At 39.5% G+C, this 20629-nt stretch carries 20 protein-coding genes; 11 read left to right on the top strand and 9 right to left on the bottom strand.

Features of this window, described 5'->3' with window-relative positions:
* The first annotated feature begins 1 nt into the window (after nucleotide 1).
* Nucleotides 2-589, top strand: a complete 588-nt coding sequence (locus CQA63_RS04815; RefSeq protein ID WP_233706582.1) for a hypothetical protein — start codon at nucleotides 2-4, stop codon at nucleotides 587-589.
* Here the strand turns inward: CQA63_RS04815 and CQA63_RS04810 are convergent, their stop codons facing one another.
* The 4 genes from CQA63_RS04810 to CQA63_RS09785 all read right to left on the bottom strand — a co-directional run bounded on the left by CQA63_RS04810 (nucleotide 590) and on the right by CQA63_RS09785 (nucleotide 4893).
* The gene (locus tag CQA63_RS04810; RefSeq protein ID WP_104699677.1) at nucleotides 590-2491 is read right to left on the bottom strand and encodes a motility associated factor glycosyltransferase family protein; all 1902 of its coding nucleotides are present in this window, start codon (nucleotides 2489-2491) and stop codon (nucleotides 590-592) included.
* Nucleotides 2492-2501: 10 nt separating this feature from the next.
* Nucleotides 2502-4046, bottom strand: a complete 1545-nt coding sequence (locus CQA63_RS04805) for a flagellin B (RefSeq protein WP_104699676.1) — start codon at nucleotides 4044-4046, stop codon at nucleotides 2502-2504.
* Between the two features lie 130 nt (nucleotides 4047-4176).
* Entirely contained in the window at nucleotides 4177-4584 is a 408-nt protein-coding gene (locus CQA63_RS09440; protein WP_147288726.1) for a hypothetical protein, read from the bottom strand.
* A 102-nt stretch (nucleotides 4585-4686) separates the two neighbouring features.
* On the bottom strand, nucleotides 4687-4893 hold the full coding sequence (locus CQA63_RS09785) for a hypothetical protein (RefSeq protein WP_170128372.1): 207 nt from the start codon (nucleotides 4891-4893) through the stop codon (nucleotides 4687-4689).
* A gap of 319 nt (nucleotides 4894-5212) precedes the next feature.
* Between CQA63_RS09785 and topA the strand changes: the two genes are divergently transcribed.
* The 3 genes from topA (at nucleotide 5213) to CQA63_RS04790 (ending at nucleotide 9024) form a co-directional block, all read left to right on the top strand.
* Nucleotides 5213-7438 (top strand): type I DNA topoisomerase, encoded by a 2226-nt coding sequence (topA, locus tag CQA63_RS04800; protein WP_104699675.1) that lies wholly within the window; start codon nucleotides 5213-5215, stop codon nucleotides 7436-7438.
* A gap of 123 nt (nucleotides 7439-7561) precedes the next feature.
* The gene (locus CQA63_RS04795) at nucleotides 7562-8173 is read left to right on the top strand and encodes an outer membrane beta-barrel protein (protein WP_104699674.1); all 612 of its coding nucleotides are present in this window, start codon (nucleotides 7562-7564) and stop codon (nucleotides 8171-8173) included.
* Nucleotides 8174-8418: 245 nt separating this feature from the next.
* Complete coding sequence (locus CQA63_RS04790) at nucleotides 8419-9024, top strand: outer membrane beta-barrel protein (RefSeq protein ID WP_104699673.1); 606 nt, start codon at nucleotides 8419-8421, stop codon at nucleotides 9022-9024.
* A gap of 30 nt (nucleotides 9025-9054) precedes the next feature.
* On the opposite strand, the gene CQA63_RS04785 is transcribed toward CQA63_RS04790, so the two are convergent.
* Together CQA63_RS04785 and CQA63_RS04780 are read right to left on the bottom strand one after the other, a co-directional pair.
* On the bottom strand, nucleotides 9055-9942 hold the full coding sequence (locus CQA63_RS04785; protein ID WP_104699672.1) for a YihY family inner membrane protein: 888 nt from the start codon (nucleotides 9940-9942) through the stop codon (nucleotides 9055-9057).
* Nucleotides 9943-9951: 9 nt separating this feature from the next.
* Nucleotides 9952-10797: a biotin synthase gene (locus tag CQA63_RS04780; RefSeq protein WP_104699671.1), complete on the bottom strand. Its 846-nt coding sequence runs from the start codon at nucleotides 10795-10797 to the stop codon at nucleotides 9952-9954.
* A 99-nt stretch (nucleotides 10798-10896) separates the two neighbouring features.
* Here CQA63_RS04780 and xseA point away from each other — a divergent pair, with 99 nt between their 5' ends.
* The 6 genes from xseA to CQA63_RS04750 all read left to right on the top strand — a co-directional run bounded on the left by xseA (nucleotide 10897) and on the right by CQA63_RS04750 (nucleotide 18590).
* Nucleotides 10897-12165 carry an exodeoxyribonuclease VII large subunit gene (gene xseA / locus CQA63_RS04775; RefSeq protein WP_104699670.1) on the top strand — a complete coding sequence of 423 codons (1269 nt, stop codon included), beginning with the start codon at nucleotides 10897-10899 and terminating at the stop codon, nucleotides 12163-12165.
* A 36-nt stretch (nucleotides 12166-12201) separates the two neighbouring features.
* Nucleotides 12202-13326 (top strand): FAD-binding protein, encoded by a 1125-nt coding sequence (locus tag CQA63_RS04770; protein WP_104699669.1) that lies wholly within the window; start codon nucleotides 12202-12204, stop codon nucleotides 13324-13326.
* A gap of 62 nt (nucleotides 13327-13388) precedes the next feature.
* Complete coding sequence (locus CQA63_RS04765) at nucleotides 13389-14063, top strand: outer membrane beta-barrel protein (RefSeq protein ID WP_104699668.1); 675 nt, start codon at nucleotides 13389-13391, stop codon at nucleotides 14061-14063.
* Between the two features lie 10 nt (nucleotides 14064-14073).
* Nucleotides 14074-14913 (top strand): outer membrane beta-barrel protein, encoded by an 840-nt coding sequence (locus CQA63_RS04760; RefSeq protein WP_104699667.1) that lies wholly within the window; start codon nucleotides 14074-14076, stop codon nucleotides 14911-14913.
* Nucleotides 14913-16130 carry a CCA tRNA nucleotidyltransferase gene (locus CQA63_RS04755; protein ID WP_104699666.1) on the top strand — a complete coding sequence of 406 codons (1218 nt, stop codon included), beginning with the start codon at nucleotides 14913-14915 and terminating at the stop codon, nucleotides 16128-16130. The genes CQA63_RS04760 and CQA63_RS04755 overlap by 1 nt, the downstream gene beginning before the upstream one ends.
* A gap of 117 nt (nucleotides 16131-16247) precedes the next feature.
* On the top strand, nucleotides 16248-18590 hold the full coding sequence (locus CQA63_RS04750) for a TonB-dependent receptor (protein ID WP_115511831.1): 2343 nt from the start codon (nucleotides 16248-16250) through the stop codon (nucleotides 18588-18590).
* Between the two features lie 90 nt (nucleotides 18591-18680).
* On the opposite strand, the gene CQA63_RS09780 is transcribed toward CQA63_RS04750, so the two are convergent.
* Nucleotides 18681-18851, bottom strand: a complete 171-nt coding sequence (locus CQA63_RS09780) for a hypothetical protein (RefSeq protein WP_170128371.1) — start codon at nucleotides 18849-18851, stop codon at nucleotides 18681-18683.
* A gap of 40 nt (nucleotides 18852-18891) precedes the next feature.
* Between CQA63_RS09780 and CQA63_RS04745 the strand changes: the two genes are divergently transcribed.
* Nucleotides 18892-19344, top strand: coding sequence for a hypothetical protein (locus tag CQA63_RS04745; protein ID WP_104700243.1), 453 nt, complete (start codon nucleotides 18892-18894; stop codon nucleotides 19342-19344).
* Nucleotides 19345-19526: 182 nt separating this feature from the next.
* On the opposite strand, the gene CQA63_RS04740 is transcribed toward CQA63_RS04745, so the two are convergent.
* Complete coding sequence (locus CQA63_RS04740) at nucleotides 19527-19961, bottom strand: hypothetical protein (protein ID WP_104700242.1); 435 nt, start codon at nucleotides 19959-19961, stop codon at nucleotides 19527-19529.
* A gap of 173 nt (nucleotides 19962-20134) precedes the next feature.
* Nucleotides 20135-20614, bottom strand: coding sequence for a hypothetical protein (locus CQA63_RS04735; protein WP_104700241.1), 480 nt, complete (start codon nucleotides 20612-20614; stop codon nucleotides 20135-20137).
* Nucleotides 20615-20629 lie beyond the last annotated feature (15 nt).

Here is a 20629-nt window from a genome sequence, read left to right as displayed (position 1 = left end):
AGTGAGAGATTTAATGCCTTTATTGCGCACTGCTATTTTGTGTATGTTTGCACTCTCATTTTCTACTTCTTTATATGCTATTGATGTTGCTTCTAAACATACTTTCGGGGCTTTCTCTATAGGTGGCGTTTATAGCCAGATTGCTTCAGAAAATACGGGGCTTAATAATGCAGGAGAGTATCAAAGCAAGCGCGGGGGAGTGCTTTTTGGCTTAAAAAGAGGTGTGGTATTTAAAGAAAAATATCTTTTAAGTCTCTATATTGATGGCACAGCAGGGAGAGAGCATAAAAATGGGCTTTTTAGCTTTGCTTTAGGTGCTCAAGGCGGGTTTAGGCTCTTTGGCGGGCGTCTGCTAACTCTCATTGGTGGTGGTTTTGGCGTGAGTAATCTTGCTACATCTCTTAGTGAGCAATACAATATCTATGGCTATCACGCAAAATTAGAGCTTTTTATTGATATTACTAAGGGTTATGGGTTGAGTATAGGCTATATGTATGGCTTTAATTATGAGAGCAAACCCACTTTACCTAAACACTTTGATACTTCAAGTATTATGCTAGCTTTTAGTTTTTATGACTTTAACATATAGTTAGCTATCCCAAGTTTTTAACGCCTCTTTAATCACTTCAATGACCACATCCATACCTCCAGCAAGCGAGAAGAGCCAGTATTTATGTGCATAGATTAATTCTGTTTGCTTAATAAGCTTATCTTCTTGGTTATGTGTTGGTTTAACAAGTATGCGTGCTATATCCATTTCTTGATGAAATATATATGATTGTATCGCGTCCATAAAGCATTCGCGGAATCGCCTTTGTTCAAAGAGTTGCTTGACTTCTTGGATTCTATCTATGCAATCTTGGAGTTCTTGGCTTTGGAGCTCTTCTAGTCGTCCCTCTTGATTATAGAGCTCTAATCGTTCTATAAGGGCGGCTACTTCTAAAAACACTTCTTCAACAAGCGCTTTGTCTTTTAAACCAAATTCAATCCATTCATCGACTTTTTGCTTGATTTTAAGGAAGTTCTTTTCATACATTGCTTTGCTGGGATAAGAGAGGGTAATAGGTGATTTTACTTGTGTTTTATCAATAAGCTTCACTACCTCGCTAAAGGGCATTTCTTTCGTGCCAGCAATTCTTGCCCCACCTTCTGTGGCATTGATTACTTCAATAGGGTAGGGGGTATTGGCTATATCTCGCTCATAGAATCGCAAAAAGAGCTCCCATATCTTTGTGGATTGGACTTCTCCTCCTCCGCCATATTTTTCTAACATCACTTTTTGACCCTTTTTTTCTATTGTTTGTGGGTTGATTTCATTTGCTCCATATATCGCATTTTGTGCGTGAGAGTTGCCATTTTCTGCAAAGGCTAAATCCTGCCCTATGATGATACATCGCTTAAAGCGTGCATGAACGATAAATTCATACGCCATATTTGCCGCACTCATACCAATACCCAAATAGCCATATTCTGGTATTTCAAAGTAATTTGTATATCCAAAAGGGCGCAAGGAGTATTGCACTAAATCCCCCTTTAGGGCATTTTTAAGCCGCTTATGGACAATAGAAGTAATAGCAAATATCACATCTTTATGCGCCTCTTTGGGTGTGTCTTCATAAAATTTTGCCGTAGGCTCTACGCGCTCGAGGGAAAAGACAATATCAGGCTTAATGCCCTCTCTTGTAAGGATAGGAAATGACGCATCAATGCAGAGAATCGTTACATAATCTTGTATGCTTCTTAAAAGTGGAATCTGCTTGCTGAGACTAGGACCAGTGGCTACAATCACGGCATTTTCTCTGCCTTTGACTTGGGCTATAAGCTCAAGTAGAGTGGGAGATTTAATCACATCGGGAAGGTTTGCTATATGATGAGAGATACCAATAATAGAATCCTTACTATCATTGCCAACGCTTATTACACTATGCTCAATAGCACGGATAAAAAGCTGATTGATATGTATATAAAGCGCTGAGTAGGCATTATAATATGGGCTAAAAAGATGTAAATCATAGACTTTTGAATAGATTTTGGCATCTTTATTGGTAGTAAAAAGTGCATCAAGTTGAGTGAAATCACAATTTGTCGCCTCAAGGAAGATAATACGCTTTTTTAGAATCTCCGCACTAAAGTCCATAAAATGCAGTGCGATAAAAAGTATTTCAAGCTCTGGCTCAATGATGACTATTCTTTTAAGCAGTTGATTTTGTAGTAAAAGCTTATAAAACACCCCATTGCCTACGCCAAAAAAATACAAATATGGATAATGGGAGTAGTCCTTAAAATCCGTGATTTTTTGATTAATTTCTTCTATGGGGTTTTTGCTAAAAATGGCTTGATTTGAACGCTTATCAATGATATTAATATTAAGCGGATCATCACCAATAAACACTTCATAATGTTCATTTGGGACAAAGGTTTTGAGTTTTAGCGCTAAAGCAGGGGCATACACTGCTAGCGCAGAGAGATTAAGGCTGAAAAAATCTTGCATTAGCGTGAATCTATTGGAGTAGTCTTAATACATTTTGTTGTACGGCATTGGCTTGAGCCATAGCGAAGCTTCCGCTTTGGGCAAGAACATTATGCTTAGAGAATGTGGCTGATTCTTCTGCGAAATCCACATCGCGGATTTGAGATTCTGCAGCTTTGACATTCACTTGTGTAACAGATACGTTGTTAATGGTAGAGACAAGCTGGATTTGGGCTGAACCAATATCTGCACGTAATTTATCAAGCTGGATACGAGCAGATTCTGCCATATCCATAACGACCATAGCACCTCTAAGGCTTGTAACACCCGCTCCTATGCCATCAAAGTGCAGATTTGCTTGTGCGACATTTGCATTTGCTCCGCACGCTGAAGCGATATTAGCGTCCATTTCTCCACGTACCGAACGCAAGTTAGCAGTGTATTCAGATATGCCTTGAGCGGAGTGAAAGCCTATATGGCTATAATTTAATCCACTTACAATAATATCTCTTGCATCTGTCCTTATAAGCGTTAGACGCCCTACAATCGCATGATCTGTGCCAGAAATCCCCGCGAAATTCCCTCCGCCAAAGACTTGCCCGCTATCACCCTCTGTTTGTATGGAAATTGCCCTTCCATCAACGCTACGCAAATTGATACGACCCGTGATGTCTGTATAAGCCTCACAGCCTGTACGTTCTTTAATAGAGTTAATGGCATTAATTAATCGCCCATCAGAATCATTTTTGCGCACATCATTAACCGTCCCAATCGTTACGCCATTTATCACTAGCCCTCTCACCGTGCCAGAGAGGACAGGCACATCACCTGTTGCCATAATATTCCATGAAGCCCTAACTCCTAAGGTATCAGCATATTTATTAATGACTTCTGCAAGCACGCCAATGCCTGTGCCTGCAGAAGTTGAGATTTTAACGGTTTCAGTTTCATAATCATGCTTGCCATCAACTTGGCGGAATTTCAGCATAACTTCAGTGAGATTTGAAGCTGCACCAGAGGCTAGCATACCAATGCCAGAAAATGAACTACTCTCCATACGCACATGCCCGATTTTATCCGAGCTTGTAGGACCAATGGAGGCTTTAATAGTAGTGTTTGAGTATGCACCAATTTGAAATTCTTTATTAGAAAACGCACCAGAAAGCATTTGTTGCCCATTATAACTTGTGGTATTAGCAATATTATCAAGCTCTTCTAAAAGACGTATAATGTCGCTTTGGAGGGCTTTGCGCGTTTCGTTACTTTGCCCATCTTGTGCGGCTTGAATGGCTTTAGTTTTAATAGTATCAAGGATTTTTAGCTGCTCATCCATTGCTTTATCTGCTACTTGTATCATACCAATAGCGTCATTGGCATTTCGGACAGCTTGCCCTAAGCTTTCACTTTGACTTCTAAGACTATCTGCGATTGCCATACCAGAAGCATCATCTGCAGCCTTATTAAGCCTTAGCCCGGAGCTTAATTTCTCAAGCGCATTATGCAAACTTCGGTTATTCTGCACGCCGATAGTGTGGGCAGTGAGAGCCGAGATATTCGTATTTATCCTAAAACTCATATTGCATCCTTTGCTAAAATTTTTTGCTTTATGCCGATTAAGCAAATGGCATTCCATATTTAGAGGCATTGAGTTTTAGTATTACAGAAGTGTGGAAGTGATAATTGATGCGGGGCAGAAAATATGTAGTTTATTTATCTAGCGACTTTGGGGGCGGAGAATCTCTGCAAGAATCACTAGTCGTGCTTTTTGGTGTTTTTGAAAGCAATTCTCTAGCGGATAAGAGAGATTCTTCGCCTCCATTTCGTGCTCCCTCAGAATGACAAACTAACGGAGTCGTTAGCGATTCTCTTTTTTCTTTTTCTATAAGGGGGAGGGGCTTGAATGTGCAAAGTTTTATAAAATAATGGGGGCAAGAGCTTCGCTCGTGCAGGCAAGCTCCAACCCCATAATAATATTCTTGCCCCCTTATATATCCCCCGCCCCGACGACGCTTTAAGAGGTGGCACTTCGTGCGATTTAATTTTATCCTGTGATGAGAATATATCTCACTGCTGAAAGACATTTGGGATTTATTGTCATGTCTTAGGCTTTGCAAAAGCCGAAGAATCTATTTTGGTGACTAGTGATTCGGGTAGAGATTCTTCGGTCAGGCGTTGCCTTCCCTCAGAATGACAAACTTGGCTACCCGTAAGGGAAATTATTTTGTCATTCTGAACCCCTGCAAGGGGTGAAGAATCTCTGTGGGCTTTCTAGTAAATGTTGTTAGTTTGTCATTCTGAGCCTGTGAAACAGGCGAAGAATCTCTTTTAGCGACTAGTGATTCGTTTAGAGATTCTTCGGGGCTGAAGCCCCTCAGAATGACAAAATAACGGACTCGCTGGTGATTCGGGCGAAGTTTCTTCACAATGCTTGGAATGACAAAATAACTTCCTTTGCAGGTGTTTATTATGTGTGGGTTTCCCTTGCGGGTAGCAAAGTTTGTTATATTCAGAGAGCATAGCGACCCAAATATCTCTATAAGAATTACTAGAGACTTAAAAAGCGATTTTAGCCTTATTATATAGAGGGCAAAGACATAACAATAATTTTAACCTATAGACAAAATTACCTTACAAGGGAAATGAGTTTGTCACGTTGAGGGGAGTTTGATAACGACAAAGGTATATTATTTGGAATCTGTGCTACAATCCTAGCTTCAAAAATAAGGCATACAAGGGTTGTATATGAAAGATTTGATTATTGTGGAATCACCCGCTAAGGCTAAAACGATTAAAAACTTCTTAGGGGATAATTATGAGGTTATCGCTTCTAAGGGGCATATTCGTGATTTACCCAAATACAGCTTTGGCATTGAGATTAAAGATAAACATTTTCAACCCCAATATAGCATTGATAAAGACCATGAAGAGATTGTAAGCAAGATTAAGAGTGCAAGTAAAAAAGCAAAGACTACTTATATCGCTACCGATGAGGATAGAGAGGGGGAAGCTATAGGCTATCATATCACCCAAGCCCTTGAGCGCCCTTATAAGGAGTTCCCGCGCATTGTATTCCATGAGATTACTAAAAATGCCATTACACATTCTTTGCAGAATCCTAAGGAAATTGATATGGCAAAGGTAAATGCCCAGCAAGCTCGGCGATTGTTAGATAGAATCGTGGGCTTTAAACTTTCTCAACTGATGTCTTCTAAGATTCAAAAGGGCTTATCTGCGGGGAGAGTGCAAAGTGCGGCATTAAAGATTATTATTGATAGAGAGAGGGAGATACGTGCTTTTAAACCAACCATTTATTTTAATATCAATGCGCATTTTGCCCTAAACACAAAGGAAAAAGAACAGATAGAGGCTGAGCTTGTATATTATGATAAAAAGCTAGAAAAGCTCTCCTTGCAGGATAAAAATGAAGTGAAAGAGATGTGTAAATACATTGAAAACACGCATTTTTTCATTAAAGAAATCAGCAAAAAAAGTAAAAAAACTTCCACCCCTCCGCCATTTATGACCTCTACTTTGCAGCAGAGTGCTTCAAGCCTTTTAGGATTCTCTCCTACGCGCACGATGAGCATTGCCCAAAGGCTCTATGAGGGTGTAAAAACAAATGCGGGCACAATGGGGGTTATCACCTATATGAGAACAGATAGCTTAAATATAGCCAAAGAGGCTAAAGAGGCAGCGAGAGCGGTACTTTTAGAGACTTATGGGGAGCAATATGTCCCTAAAACTCCTAAAAATTATGCTACCAATGCCAAAAGTGCGCAAGAAGCACATGAAGCCATACGACCCACTAATCTTGCTTTCACCCCAGATGTGGCAAGTGCGTATTTGAGCCCTGAAGAGCATAAACTCTATAAGCTTATTTATAATCGTTTTTTGGCTTCTCAAAGCACAGATGCGCTTTTTGAGTTACAAAGTATTACTTTTGGCAATGAAAGCACAGAGCATACAGTTGAGTTTAAGGCAAATGGGCGCAGGCTTACTTTTGATGGATTTTATAAAATTATGGGGAATGATGATAAGGATAAGCTTTTGCCTGCGTGTGAGGAGGGCTTGAAAGTAAGCTTATGTGAGCTTAAGGCATTAGAGAAATCCACAGAGGCTCCCCCAAGATATAATGAAGCAAGCATTATTAAAAGTATGGAATCTTTAGGTATAGGGCGCCCTTCTACTTATGCCCCTACCATTTCTCTACTCTTAACAAGAGAATATGTAAAAGCAGAGAAAAAGCAGCTCGTGCCAAGCGAGAGTGCTTTTAAGGTAGTAGAAATGCTTGAATCACATTTTAATGAAATAGTGGATTCTCATTTTAGTGCAGCCTTAGAAGATAAGCTTGATGATATAGCACAAGAGAAGATTGACTGGCAGAGTATGCTATGGGGATTTTATGAGCCATTTATATCAAAGGTTGAGTTAGGCAAAAAGGACATCGCTTCCCAAAAGCTCGCCCTCCCCACAGGTGAGATGTGCCCAAAATGTGGCAAGGAGCTTGTACAAAGGCAGAGTAAGTATGGTTTATTTGTCGCTTGTAGCGGCTACCCTAAATGTAAATACATTAAACCCAGTGAGCATAAAGCAGAGCAAGAAGAAGAAGGAGTGTGTGAGAAATGTGGCAAACCTATGGTGAGGAAAAGAAGTCGCAATGGTGAGTTTCTTGCTTGTAGCGGCTACCCTGAGTGTAAAAATACTAAATCTTTGCAAAATAAATCTGCTCCTAAAACTCTCCCCAATGTAGCCTGCCCGGAATGTGGCGGAGAGATTGTGCAGAGATTTAGCCGCAAGGGGGCGTTTTTTGGCTGTAAGAATTATCCAAAATGTACTTTTATTTCAAAATTTGCACCCGTTGCAGAGAAATGCCCAAAATGTGGTGGGGCGATGTGTGAGAGGGAATATCGTAAAAAACAAATATACGAATGCCTTAAATGTAAAGAAAAAGTCGAAATAAATCCTTAGTGCTACATTTTGTAAAACTTCATATAAAATTCAAACAATCATATAGGCTTTGGAATAAAGGAAAATCTATTGGTTATACAATCAAAGTGCAGTAAATGCAAATTTATTCTATAAGGAGTCATTATGAAAAGAATTTTTATAAGCTCAGTTGCAGCATTAGCTATGGCAAGCTCTATAACTCTAGCAGAAGAAAATGGAATATTTATAGGTGTAGGATTAGGCTATAATGGCACTCAACATAAGATGGAAGGACCAGCAGATGATGCAGGCGGGACTTTCTCTGATAAATATAACTTCGGCGGTTTGAGTTATGAAATCATAGCTGGATATAAGCAATTCTTCACCCCTAAGTTTGGTGCCCGCTATTATGCGAACTTTGCCTATGCAGATACTAAGAAAAAGATTGAAGATGTAACGGAAAAAATCAAAGTTATGGACTTTGGTGTGAATGCTGATGCACTCTATAACTTTGTATCAAGCGAGAGACTTGATTTTGGTGCATTTCTAGGGCTTGGGCTTGGAGCTAATAACTATAAGGTTGTAGGAGGCGACAAGAAAACAGGCTTTAATGTAGCTATCAATGTAGGCTTGCGCACTCTTATTGCTCAGCATCATGGCATTGAGCTTGCCGCAAGAGTGCCATTCCTCACTACTACTATTACAGACAAAGATGGCTATAAAGAGCAAGCAAGGCAAACCTACAATGTAGGCGTGCGCTATGTCTTTAACTTCTAATTTATCCTTACCCCTTTTTAGGGGTGAGACCCCCTTTTTTAATCTCTTAAATCCAAATACTTTGGTAAATTTGTAGCAAATGCTAACTAATTTTTTTTATGTTTAGATACTACTAAGTTGTTACATTGGGTAACTATTTTAAGCAATAATACACTTTTTTTACAGATTTCAAAAGAACAATTTCATTATAATGGAGAAGCGTTCGTAAGACGTTCGCATTATATTAATGATTTTAGGAGACTTACATGAAAACAAAATTAATTAGTTCAGCTCTTGCTTTGGCTAGCTCTTTAGCAGTAGCAGAGGAAAATGGAATATTTGTAGGTGTGGGGCTGGGCTATAATAGCTCTCATGTCAAAATAGAGGGAGCGGCAGATAGTGCGGGTAGCTCTTTTTCGGATAAATATAAATATAATGGTTTAAATTATGAAATTATCGCAGGATATAAACAATTTTTTACTCCAAAATTAGGGGCACGCTATTATGTGAATTTCGCATATGCAAACACAAAAGGAGATATGGGAGAGAATAGCGATAAGCTTAAGGTTATGGATTATGGCGTGAATGCTGATGCGCTTTATAACTTCATCTCTAATTATTCCCTTGATCTTGGTGCATTTTTAGGGCTTGGACTAGGAGCGAATACTTACAAGCTTGATAATGGCTTAAAGAAAACAGGCTTTAATGTAGCCCTTAATGTTGGTTTGCGCAGTGTGATTCATAAACATCATGGTATTGAAATCGCCGCACGTGTGCCATTTATGAATACTACATTAGAAGATGTGGATTCTTCTAAAACCACAGCACGTCAAAATTACAGCATAGGTGTGCGCTATATCTTTAACTTCTAATTTTATTCCGCCCCTTGTAAAAGGGGTGGCTTATATTTCAGCGGTGCTAATGCCGTATTTCTCTTCAAGTGTTTTGCCAAAATTTGTAGCAAACCCTTCACAGAATCTCATACCATAAAGCAACACAAACCAAGATATATAAATCCACAACATAAGAAAAAGAAAGATTGAAATAGGTCCATACACGCTTTTATAGGTTTGATTATAGAATACATAATACACAAATGCCCATTTTGTTAAAAGCCACACAGCCGTAGTGAGGATACTTGAGCTAAGAAGTGAGAGGAGCTTTAAGGGCTTATTTGCAGAGAGCTTAAAAAGCAAGAAAAACATAGCCCAAGTAAGGATATAAGGGATAAAATCAAGCACCATGCTTATATCACTCGCACCTTTTAGGGTTTTTTGCACTTCTGTGCTGAAATAGATAGAGAAAGCCAGCACCACGGGGAAAAGTGTAATCATCGTCCAATACATCACTAGAGAATCAAAAAACTTGCGCGGTGTGGAGTTGAACATCTTAGCTGCGATATATTCATAATTACGAAAAAACATCACCGAAGCTACAAGCGTATAAGCAAGCCCCATCATTCCTAGTGAAGAGCTATTTTGCATAAAGGTATCAAGATAGCTAGAAATCACATCTGTATGCGTGGGGAGGATATTTGAGAGGATAAGCTCGCGAATTTGTGCAACTTGAGATTGAAAATTAGGGAGATTAATAAAGATTGAAAATACAATGAGCAAAAGCGGCACTATGGCAAAAATCGTATAAAAGCTGAGTGAGGCAGCATAAAAGCTTAATTCCTTATCTGCGACAAAGTCCCATATACTTTTAAGCCTATTCCATAGTGCAAAAAATATGTTATGCCCTTTTACCCAAAGGATTTGTATGAGCCGCTCTTTTTGTGTTTGTGGCATATTTTTCCTTTAGTGGCAGCTTTGTGCGGGTATGTAGCCATAAGATTCTATCATCGCTACATCATCTCTAGGGGCTTTACCATCGGTAGTGAGATAGTCTCCTAGCACCACAGCATTAATACCTGCTTCAAAAAGGGGCTTTTGATTATCACCAAAGACCGCTTCTCTCCCGCCTGCTATCATTAAACGCGCATTGGGGAGGTATTCTCTAGCGAGTATGACACACTCAAGCGCTTCATCTTGGCTTAGAGTTTGCATAGGCAAAGGCAGGGCTTCATTGGCGATATAGAAATTAATAGGGGAGCTATGCGGAGAGAGAATCTGTAAATGTTTTAAAAGCTCGATTCTATCATTCCAGCTCTCTCCTATGCCAAATATCCCCCCGGAGCAAAGCCCTAGCTCGGCTTTAAGCGTGTTTTCACAAGTTTCAAATCGTTCAATCCAAGTATGAGTGCTGCAAATTTTGGGGAAGTATTCTTTAGAAGTTTCTAAATTATGATTATAGCTATCTACGCCGTGCTTTTTAAGGTATTTTAGGGAATCTAAATCCGAGCTCCCACAGCAAGCAATGATATGCAAGCCCAAATCTGCCTTTTTAATCGCACTTGCAGCTTCTGCAATATACTCGCATTTATCAGAATCTAGCCCCCGCCCCGCCGTTACAAGACAAAAGCCCAGCGCCCCATATTCACGCAAGGTTCTTGCTTCTTGCAAGATTTTATCGATTTTTTTGTATTTATATCTTTGTATCTGCGTGCCATAATGCGCGCTTTGTGTGCAGTATTTGCAATCTTCTGGGCAGTCTCCAGAGCTGACATTACAAATGCTGCAGAGAAATATTTCATTATTTGACATACTTGCCTTCCTATGTTGTAAAATCACTAAGGTTTGAGATTGTAGCAAAAAGTCTTTAAGTTATCTATGCTAGAATCTTGCTTTTGAGAAAGGAAGAGAATGAAGCCATTAGCCATAAGCGAGCTCAACGCACAAATTAAGAGTATTTTAGAGACTACCTTTATGGATATTTATATACAAGGTGAGATTAGCACGCTTACTCTCCATACAAGTGGGCATATTTATTTTAGTTTGAAAGATGAGCACTCAAGTGTGCGTTGTGTGATGTTTAAAGGGAATGCAAAAGGGCTTAAAATACAGCTTGAAGTGGGGCAGAATGTCCAAGTTAATGGCTCTATTAGCGTTTATGCTCCTAAGGGGGAGTATCAAATCTTATGCAAAAGTATTACGCTTGCTGGCATAGGCGAGCTTATGCAAAATTATGAAGCCCTAAAGGCAAAACTTCAGGCAAAGGGATATTTTGATAGCTTGCATAAAAAGCCCTTGCCTCCTTTCCCTAAGCGGATAGCACTTCTTACTTCTGCTACAGGAGCGGCAAAGGCAGATATGCTAAAAATCGCCAAAAAACGTTGGGAAAATGTGCATATTGTGCTTTTTAATACGCTTGTGCAAGGCACAGAGGCAAAAGATTCTATTGCACAAAATATCAAACTCGCAGATAGCTTTTATGGCACAAAAGATGCCTTTGATGTGCTTATTGTAGGTAGAGGCGGGGGAAGTATGGAAGATATGTGGGCATTTAATGAAGAAATTGTAGCCGAAGCGATTTTTGAAGCAAAAACGCCCATTATCTCGGCAGTGGGGCATGAGATTGATTATTTCATTAGTGATTTTGTAGCAGATATGCGCGCCCCCACACCATCAGGGGCAATGGAGCTACTTCTACCCGATAAAGATGAATACCTCCGCACCCTTGATGAAATGGCAAATCATCTAACCGCTATGCTAAAGCGCCATATTGCCCATAAAGAGCAGCTTTTAACACAGATGTTTGATTACTTTCATCATTATAATTTCACTTCTCAATATAATGCTAAAAATGAGCAGATTAAGCATTTGGAAATGCTTTTGGTGCGGAGTGTTGAATCAGTGCTACAAAACAAAGCCACACAACTCCAAGATATAGCCCCGACTTTAAAACATTGCATAGAAGAGAGGCTAAATAGAGCACATTACCAAGCACAAACCATCCTCCAAGCCCTCACTGCTCGCAATCCAAGCTTGTTGTGTGCTAATGGCTATGCCCAAGTGAGTCAGCATAACAAGCCTCTTATGTTAAAAGACTTGCAAAAGGGTGATGAGTTTGAGCTCCAAGACATAAGCCACACGATAAAGGCTATATGCACACAGAGCTTCAAAGACTTGTGATACAATGTGCTTTGATTTTGGATTATAAGGGCATATATGGAGAATGCTAAGGATTTAGGGCGATATGATATAGCCATTATCGGAGCGGGGGTAGCAGGGAGTAATTTAGCTAGCTTGCTTAAATCTCATTTAAAAGTCATAGTGATTGATAAAAAGCTAGAGAGCGGAGATTGCTTTGATAGAGGTTTTCATAAGCCCTGCGGGGGGCTTTTAAGCGAGGGAGGGCAAAAGGCTCTAGCCAAGCAAGGGCTGAATCTCCCTCTAAAACTTTTGGTCAATCCCCAGATTTTTGCTATTAATACCATTGACTTTGGATATAAACACGCTTCATATATACAAAAGGGCTATATCAATATGGAGAGACATCGCTTTGATTTATGGCTAAAGTCTCTTATCCCTGCTTATGTGAAAGTTTATCATAATGCCCATTTTAAGGATTTGATAAGGCAAGAGGATAGTTATAAGCTAAGTTTTAAGCAAAATGGGGCGTTTTATACACTTAATGCACGCATTGTGGTCGGGGCTGATGGCGCGAAAAGCCATATTCGTAATGTGCTTTACCCTAAGCTTAAGATAAAAAGTCTTGTGTGTATTCAGCAGTGGTATAAAGAGCATAATACGCCTATGCTTTCTTGCATTTTTGATAAAGAGCTTACCCCAAGCTATAGCTGGAGTATGTCAAAAGATGGTTATTTTATCTTTGGCGGGGCATATCCTCACAGGGGGGCTAAAGTGGCTTATGAGAGGCAGATTGAGCGATTGAAGAGTGTGGGCTTTACTTTTGAGGAGCGCATTAAACGTGAGGAGTGTTTCGTGCTTCAGCCTAGTAAATGGCGGGATTTCCCGCGCGGGCATAGCGGGGTGTTTCTCATAGGTGAGGCAGCAGGATTCATTAATGCAAGCACACTGGAGGGCATTAGTGGGGCGTTGCATAGCTCGCGGATTTTAAGCGAGGTACTCAATACGCACTATAGGCAAGATAGAGATTATCAAAGCCTACATAAGCATTATAATAGGGCTACGCGATTATTAGTGCTAAAGACACTTTTTAGGCATTATGTGCGCTATCCCTTTATGTTTATTACTCCCTTGCGTCGGGCGATTTTGGCTTTAGGGATTCTTCGTGTGCGCAAGGCATTATCGCAAGGTAAGCTTGTTTAAAGAGGCTTGTTTAAGTATAAGTGCGATATATAGGCATACATAAGCTATAAATGGAGGTTTGAATGAAAAAGATACTTTTTACTTTACTTTTAGCACATTGTGCTTATGCAGGGCAGAGTGGGGTATTTGTAGGCGGGAGTTTGAGTTTGAATAATACCTTTTATCAGGGGTTATATAGTGTGGAAGAAAATGGCGCTACCACAGAATATCCACATAGCAATTATTCTCCTAATGCGCTTGGTTTGTCTCTACGCGTGGGGTATCAAAAGTTCAGCTCTGATGCAAAATTGGGTGCTAGAATCTACTTAGAATACAACAATAATGGCTATGGAAGCTATAAAGATGAGCTTGGTAGAACATATAAAATGGATATGTCGGGTTTTGATGTAGGCGCGGATTTGCTTTTTGAAGTTCTGCAGTTAGAGAGTGCTACATTTGGTATCTTCGCAGGTGGGGCGGTGGGCTTTAACTCTCATAAATTTACCAATGCCCAATATAGCATTTACCAAAGCACACTGACTACTCCAGCAAAGCTTGAGGGCTATGGGCTAAATGCCCACTCTGGGGTCTCTCTCACATTTAAGGGCAACCATAGAATCGAGCTTGAATTACAATATGCTAATTTTGTGAGTGATTATGATTCGGGGATTATCCGCTCTGCAGATAAGGCAGAATCTTTAAAGCTTGAAGCACAAGGATTCTTAAAGTATCGTTTAAATTACTTTTATGTGTTTTAAGGAGTTGTAAATGAATGCAATAAAAAAGCTTGTTTTTATTTGTTTTACCTGCTCGATTCTTTTTGCTCATGAAAAAAGTAGTGCATTTTTTGCCATAGGGGGAAGTTATGTGCCTAAATTAGCCTATGAATTTCACGCAGATAAGCCTACTGCGCCGCTTTATGGCGCGGGGGTTAAATATGGTGCGAAGTATTATTTTAATAATGCTCTAGGCTTGCGTTTGTATATCCCTATTCAGGCTGGATATGCTCATTTTGGCAAGACTTATAATCCCTCCAATACAAGCTTTATCTCCGCTGGTATGGGTGGTGATGTACTTTTAGATCTTGGCTCATCAAAAAGCAGCATAGGGCTCTTTATGGGCGGTGAGGTGCATTATGCGTATTATTGGCTAGGTGAGAGTAATCCTGCAGGAGTGCAAACTCAAGTGCATGCAGGGCTTGCTTTGAATCTTAACCCAAACTTTGCCATCAATATGGGCATTAAGCGCTTTATTAATCGCCCAGAGCATAGGCATTCCAGCCTTAGAGATTCTCTTAGTAAATATGGCGTATTTGTAGATTTTCTTTTCATGCTTGATAATTCTCAAATCTCAAGCCAGCAAGTGCGTAATCAGCAGCTTAAAGAGCAACGTCGGGCGCAAAGAATGGAAGAAGAAAGACAAAGACTGCGCAACTCACAATCTATTTATTTCACTCGTGATCCCGTCTATAGCACAAATAATAACGGCTCTCTTGGTGCATTTTTTGGTGGATTAGTAGGTGCGTCATTTGGAAGTGGAATCTTTAGGTCTCAAGCTCCTTCAAATCCCCAGCCCGCTCCCTCTGCCCCGATATTAAAAGCCCCATAATGGGTAAGGATTCTAAAGCATTTCCCTTACCCTTAGATGTGCTTCATATCTTGGAAGTGCTGCATAATGCCGGGTATGAGGCATATATCGTAGGTGGCTGTGTCCGCGATATGCTTTTAAATAAGCTTCTTTCCTATCACATAAATATACATGATTATGATATAGCCACTTCAGCCCTCCCGGCTGAAGTTTGTGCTCTTTTCCCCCGCACTATCCCTACAGGGCTTAAGCATGGCACTATAAGCGTTTTATTACATTCTAAAACTTATGAGATTACGACCTTTCGCATTGAGGGGAGTTATAGGAATCATCGTAGCCCAGATAGTGTGCGCTTTACTTCCTCACTAAAGGACGATTTAAAACGTAGAGACTTTACTATCAATGCTCTCGCTTATGCTCCGCATTGTGGGGTGGTTGATATGATGGGCGGAGTGCAAGATATACTTAAAAAACGCATTATATGCGTAGGAGAGCCAAAGGCTCGATTTAGTGAAGATGCCTTGCGTATTTTGCGGGCTTTGCGCTTTAGTGCTACATTTGGCTTTGAGATAGAATCTTCCACAAAGCAAGCACTTTTTAGCCAAGCTCCCTTGCTGCAAAATATAGCCAAAGAACGCATACGCATAGAGCTAGAGAAGCTTTTATGCGGGGATTATGCCTTGAGTGTGATTGAAGAATTTAGAGAGATTATTAACCTCCTTGTGCCTTTAAGGGGTGATGTGAGCATATTAGGGCATTTAAGTGTGCGTAAAGCCCCTATCGTGTGGGTATGTCTGCTTTATGGAGTGAGAGATGAGGCTTCAAATATATTAGAGCATTTGAGATTTGATAAAAAAAGCAAGGCATACATTCTTACTTTGCTTCAATACTATGAATTCCCTCCACTTATGGATAAAAGCGCGCTAATAGCGATGATTGTCCATTTAGGGGGGCGAGAGGGGGCAAGGGAAATACTGCAAGATCTTTTTATCATATATCAAGCACAGAATGCAGAGGCAATTAAAAGCTTGCAATCTAGCCTTGAAGCGATTTTCAACTCAAAGCTCCCCTTAAGTCTAAAGGAGCTTTATATTAATGGTGATGATATACTCCAAATGGGCATACAAGGCAAAAGAGTAGGGCAAATACTGCAGCAAATCTTTACAGCAACACTTACACACGAACTTCCCAATGAACGCGAAATCTTACTTCAATACCTGAATACTCATTTTCTTTAATTAATAATGATAAATCTTATCATTAAGTTATATTTAAAAATACTTGTATTATAAATCTAAAATTAAATTATAGGAATTGTTACTATAATTTTGACTTCACCAAAAAGGATCATAAACATGACACACTTTCATATAATCCCCCCCCCCCATAGCCCTAAAAGAAGCTTAATTCCAGCTTTCTCGCGCTATAAACTTTTCTTTTGCGCAACTTGTGCTGCAAACCTCTTTTTTAGCGCTTTATGGGCTGATGAGCAAGGCTTAAAAAGCAAAAAACTCGATGCTATTGTCACTTCAGCAACCGGATTTGACTTACCACTTGTAGATGAGTCTAAAAATATCCTACTCATTGAAAAAGATGATTTAGAAAATAAAGGCTATCAAAGCCTAGAGCAAGCCTTGCAATACCAGCCTTTAATTACTTTTAGCAATTCTGGCTTTGGGCAAAATATTGATTTAAGAGGGCAGGGTGCTGATGCGAATCGTGCTGTGAAGATTCTACTAAATCGTGTACCCATCTCCTTACTTGATACCAGTCATGGCGTGCCTCCATATAGTAATATCGATATAGAAGATATTCAAAGTATTGAGGTTATCCCCGGTGGTGGGGCGGTGGTCTATGGCAGCGGTACAAGAGGCGGGGTGGTAAATATCGTTACCAAAGCCCCAAGCAAGGACTTTACGAGGGTTGTCCTTAAAGCTACAAGCGGAGAGGAAGAGGGCTTACAAGGAGGCTCCCTAAGCCTAGCAACAGGTAAAAGGATAAGCCCAAGCCTATTTATTAGGGCGGATTTAAGCGGGGGCTACACACCTGGCACTCGTAATGCCGCCTCCCAAGATAAGCAAACAAAGGCTTTTAGCAATGATCATACGACAAACACCTATGCCGCATTCCAAACACTCTACACCCCAAATGAATCAAGCAAACTTGATTTTAATATCAGCTATTCACATTTGTGGCGCTCCTATCCCAGGACGTATTTTACCCTAGCTACAGGGAGTGGCACTACAGCTAGCCCCTATGTGGAAAAGTCTTTAAGCCAATTAAGAAGTGAGCGCAATTATGCTCATGCTGATACGTATAAAACAGAGACAGACGCCTTGCAAAGCTCTCTTAACTACACGCAAAATTTTAGCGAGAGCCTTGATTTTGACGCCCTTGCTTTTTATCAATTCTCTCTTTTAAAATACACCAAAGATAGCCATACAACTGCTACTTTACAAAATAATGGCTCTAATGGCAAAGCAGGATTCCAAAACCATGGTGGAGGGCTTAATTTAAAACTTAGGCACAAAACGGAGAAAAATACCTTTATTGTGGGCTTAGATAATGTCTTAGAGTATTCAAAACGAAGAAATCTTACAGATCATATTTTAAATTTGAGTTTTAATATCCAACAAAATGCTCAAAGTATAGTCTATGCCTATGCTGCAGATGTCGATAATACCGCCCTTAAACTCTCAAACTCCCTCTATGCCTATGATCGCTATAACTTCAATGATAGCTTTGATCTAAGCGGGGGCGTGAGAGTGGAGTATTCAAATTATTGGACAGATAATAATCAGGCTTTTGATAGTCTAGGAACTTGTACTGGAACTATGTGTACCGTTTTAATGAGAAGCTTTCCAACTTTAGATCAAAGTGAAAAGTTTGACCTCCACAAAGAGCGTTTAGGCTATGCTGCTGAACTTACACCAAATTATAAATATAGCGATACAGGGAATATTTATGCAAAAGCAGAGTTAGGATTCATTAGCCCCAGTGCGTATCAGATGATTAATGCCGACCCAAGCTCGAGTGCAAATAGTGGTCGTCCAAGCGGAGGGATATTCTTAAATGAAGAAAATGGTGTCAAACCAGAGCAATACCTCACAGGTGAGCTAGGCTGGAGAGATAGCTTAGGGGGTAGTTACTTGAGTGCTACTTTATTTTATACCCATACCTTTGATGAAATTTTTGTGAATTCCATTTCTCATGGCACGGCATATACGTATAGCAATTTAGGAGAAACACAAAGGGCGGGCGTAGAGCTTATAGCCGCTCAAGAGCTCTTTGAGAGTGAGTGGCTGCGCTTAAGCGAGAGTGTGGCGTATCTCTATACAAATATCCTTAAAAGCAATACCGCCAATGCTACCTTAAAGGGTAATAATGTCCCATATGTACCCTCTCTTAAGGCGACTTTAAATATCGAGGCAGATGTATTTAGGAGCGAGAATCAGTTTTTGAGCGTATTTCTCAATAATGCGTATTTCTCAAAAAGTATAGATAGCACCGCTAGAACAATGAATAAAAATGGCTATGTGCTCAGTGATTTAGGCTTGATGTATGGGGTTTCTGACTTTAAAGTCAATGTAGGCGTAAGGAATCTTTTTGATAGTTGGTATAGCACTTATCAAGTGTATCCTAACTATTATGCAGGCTTTGGACGCAGCTATTATGCGGAGTTACGTTATAGCTTTTAATAGCCCTCTAAGGGCTTTACTTCTCGCTCTCTAGGGGTGGCAAATTTTGCCTCCTTGCAGGGAGTAGGTTTAATTTCTTGCAAAAGGAAGTTAGTTTGTCGCCTCTAGCGGGAGTGGTAATGACCAAAGAAATTCTGTTAGAATCGCCAGCGACTTTGCTCTTATTGTCATTCTAAACCCCAGCTCAGAATCTATTATTACTAAACCTAAAGCCAGCAAATAACCCACACAAGCCCCGCTTGACAAAGCAATAAAAAACAAATAATATCCTTAGCCATACATAAAGTGAGGAGACTTCATAATGGATAAAAATATAATTAAAGAGCAAGAGTACGTTCGCGTAGATGAAGCACCCAAAACAATTACCTATGAGGGTGAAAATGGAGGGGAAAAATATGTGAGATGTGATACCATAGAGCAGGATTTAGAGGCTTGCAAAATTCGTATGAAAGAGATATTAGAAACATATCCACCATTTGTGAATGCGAAGTTTTCACCAATAGCAGTGAGATTACTTTGGGGAAATAATGCTTTTTTTGTCATTAGAAAGTTTGAGTTCAACCCAAATACAAAGTTTGGTAGTTTTGGGGCTTGTGTAACCACCAGTCTTAAAACAAAAATAGCACATTTATTTTCAAGTTTTAATGCGAGATATAAAGATGTGAGTTATTTAAAGAGAGGCGAAACCCCTGAGGGGAATGAAATTTGGGAACTTGGGTACCAAGCTGTATTTAGAAATAAAAAACCAAAATGATAGAACAAGAGCTACAACTTAAGTAGCTCTTGTTATTGATTTGACGCTATTTTCAGGCTCGATTTTATTTAGTTATCTATCGCTGCAGTGTTTCAATCATTGATAACCTTAAGTTTTGTATTTTCTTCTATACAAGAAGCATTAGAGGTAAGAAAACTACCGCCGTCGCTAAGTTTTGCATTTTATTTAGTTTTCTTAGACACAGCTTGGATATTAAGCTCCCATTTCTCATATCCATCCTTGCCATCACCCCTGCTTGTAAAACTCATATCGTTATATTTCCAACCAAAAGTTGAAAAACCTCCAACTAACTTACTCCTAAACGTGCTCATCGCGTATAATTTAAATTGTCTTACTTTTGTGTTTGGATTAAATATTAACTCTTTAATGAGAAAAAAGGCACTGCCATTTAATATTCTTATTCTTATTGGAGAAAATTCTATAACAGCTGGATTATTTTGTAAAATCATCTTTATATAATCTTTACAATCTTGCAAATCTTTTTCAAAATCATCACATCTCACATATTTTTCCCCATTGTGGGTAATGTCTCTAGGTAATTCTGACTCCTCATCTATTCGAACGTATTCTTGCTCTTTAATTATATTTTTATCCATTATGAAGTCTCCTCATTTTATGTATGGGCTAAGGATATTATTTGTTTTTTATTGCTTTGTCAAGCGGGGCTTGTGTGGGTAAGGTTTAAGGGAGCTTAAGATTGTATTTTCTTTTATGTATCAGAGACAAGCGGTAACACTACTCCCTGTCTCTAAGAGTAGTGCTAGGTATTTCATTTAGTTTTAGAAATTTTATTTCTAGGTTGCGTTCTTAAAGCACAATCAGCTACTATATCATACTTTTCATTACCTGATGACGTATTGCTCATTTTATTAAATTTCATCATTCCACTCACTCCCTCATTCCTACTAAGAGCTCGCACAAATCTAGGTCTAAAATACATATCTATAAAATCTCTAAAATCTTCTTCTCTTGCCTTACTTAAGTCAAATTCTACATCCCGTGCTATAAATGTAATCATATTCCCATTAGTAATTTTGTGCTGAATGACGGGATTAAAAGATACTACACCAGAGCTTTTTCTAAGGTTTGATACTATGCTCTCTTTTAGTTCGTTAATGCGGTCTTCAAAGCTATCACATCTTACATATTTTTCCCCTCCATTTTCACCCTTATAGGTAATTGTTTTGGGTGCTTTTGGCTCCTCATCTATTCGAACGTACTCTTGCTCTTTAATTATATTTTTATCCATTATGAAGTCTCCTCA

It is taken from the genome of Helicobacter marmotae (assembly GCF_003364255.1).
Taxonomy (GTDB): domain Bacteria; phylum Campylobacterota; class Campylobacteria; order Campylobacterales; family Helicobacteraceae; genus Helicobacter_C; species Helicobacter_C marmotae.
The sequence above is the reverse complement of the archived record's forward strand: the minus strand, read 5'-3'. Positions and strand labels throughout refer to the sequence as shown.

Excerpts from the sequence above, each read along its gene's own strand:
- CQA63_RS04810 (WP_104699677.1), bottom strand. The coding sequence starts at position 2,491 with ATGCAAGATTTTTTCAGCCTTAATCTCTCTGCGCTAGCAGTGTATGCC.
- CQA63_RS04805 (WP_104699676.1), bottom strand. The coding sequence starts at position 4,046 with ATGAGTTTTAGGATAAATACGAATATCTCGGCTCTCACTGCCCACACT.
- topA (WP_104699675.1), top strand. The coding sequence starts at position 5,213 with ATGAAAGATTTGATTATTGTGGAATCACCCGCTAAGGCTAAAACGATT.
- CQA63_RS04795 (WP_104699674.1), top strand. The coding sequence starts at position 7,562 with ATGAAAAGAATTTTTATAAGCTCAGTTGCAGCATTAGCTATGGCAAGC.
- CQA63_RS04790 (WP_104699673.1), top strand. The coding sequence starts at position 8,419 with ATGAAAACAAAATTAATTAGTTCAGCTCTTGCTTTGGCTAGCTCTTTA.
- CQA63_RS04785 (WP_104699672.1), bottom strand. The coding sequence starts at position 9,942 with ATGCCACAAACACAAAAAGAGCGGCTCATACAAATCCTTTGGGTAAAA.
- CQA63_RS04780 (WP_104699671.1), bottom strand. The coding sequence starts at position 10,797 with ATGTCAAATAATGAAATATTTCTCTGCAGCATTTGTAATGTCAGCTCT.
- xseA (WP_104699670.1), top strand. The coding sequence starts at position 10,897 with ATGAAGCCATTAGCCATAAGCGAGCTCAACGCACAAATTAAGAGTATT.
- CQA63_RS04770 (WP_104699669.1), top strand. The coding sequence starts at position 12,202 with ATGGAGAATGCTAAGGATTTAGGGCGATATGATATAGCCATTATCGGA.
- CQA63_RS04765 (WP_104699668.1), top strand. The coding sequence starts at position 13,389 with ATGAAAAAGATACTTTTTACTTTACTTTTAGCACATTGTGCTTATGCA.
- CQA63_RS04760 (WP_104699667.1), top strand. The coding sequence starts at position 14,074 with ATGAATGCAATAAAAAAGCTTGTTTTTATTTGTTTTACCTGCTCGATT.
- CQA63_RS04755 (WP_104699666.1), top strand. The coding sequence starts at position 14,913 with ATGGGTAAGGATTCTAAAGCATTTCCCTTACCCTTAGATGTGCTTCAT.
- CQA63_RS04750 (WP_115511831.1), top strand. The coding sequence starts at position 16,248 with ATGACACACTTTCATATAATCCCCCCCCCCCATAGCCCTAAAAGAAGC.
- CQA63_RS04745 (WP_104700243.1), top strand. The coding sequence starts at position 18,892 with ATGGATAAAAATATAATTAAAGAGCAAGAGTACGTTCGCGTAGATGAA.
- CQA63_RS04740 (WP_104700242.1), bottom strand. The coding sequence starts at position 19,961 with ATGGATAAAAATATAATTAAAGAGCAAGAATACGTTCGAATAGATGAG.
- CQA63_RS04735 (WP_104700241.1), bottom strand. The coding sequence starts at position 20,614 with ATGGATAAAAATATAATTAAAGAGCAAGAGTACGTTCGAATAGATGAG.